This window comes from Pseudomonas sp. EL_65y_Pfl1_R83 (genome assembly GCF_963970695.1).
GTDB lineage: Bacteria > Pseudomonadota > Gammaproteobacteria > Pseudomonadales > Pseudomonadaceae > Aquipseudomonas > Aquipseudomonas tritici.
Genome location: NZ_CAXAQI010000199.1, coordinates 1 through 549 on the forward strand (window position 1 = coordinate 1; position 549 = coordinate 549).

The window sequence follows — 549 nt, forward strand, 5'->3', positions numbered from 1 at the left end:
GGGGCGACCGGTCCGCGACCTCACGATCGACCTTAAATAGCTCCGTCCGGGCTTAAACCCGCGCGATCCCGTTGGAGATACCATGAAGTACGCTGCGATTGCCGTCCTGTCGGCCCTGCTCGCACTGCCGGGCACCGCCGCTGCCCAATTGGAGGGCGAGCCCTTTATCCATGATCCCTCGACGATCGCGCTGTCGGACGGGAAATACTATACGTTCGGCACAGGGCGCGGTGGCCTGGTGTCCGAAGACGGCTGGAGCTGGCATAGCGGTGGCGTTCGTCCCGGCGGCGGGGTCGCGCCCGACATCATCCACATCGGCGATCGCTACTATGTCGCCTATGCGGTCGGCGGCGGCGGCATGAACGGCGGCCATGCCAGCCAGGTCAAGGTGATGTGGACGCACTCGCTCGACCCCGGCTCGCCCGCTTTCGGATATCATGATGTCGGCGTCGTTGCCGAGAGCAACGGCGTCGAAGACGCCGATGCGATCGATCCCGCCTTCCTCCTCGCCGACGGGCGGCTGTGGCTGAGCTACGGCACCTATTTCGG

General features: G+C 65.6%; 1 protein-coding gene. It reads left to right on the forward strand.

Features of this window, described 5'->3' with window-relative positions; all coding sequences use genetic code 11:
- Positions 1-82: 82 nt before the first annotated feature.
- The coding region (locus AACY08_RS28395; protein ID WP_339472422.1) for a hypothetical protein at positions 83-549 on the forward strand (467 nt) is incomplete at its 3' end.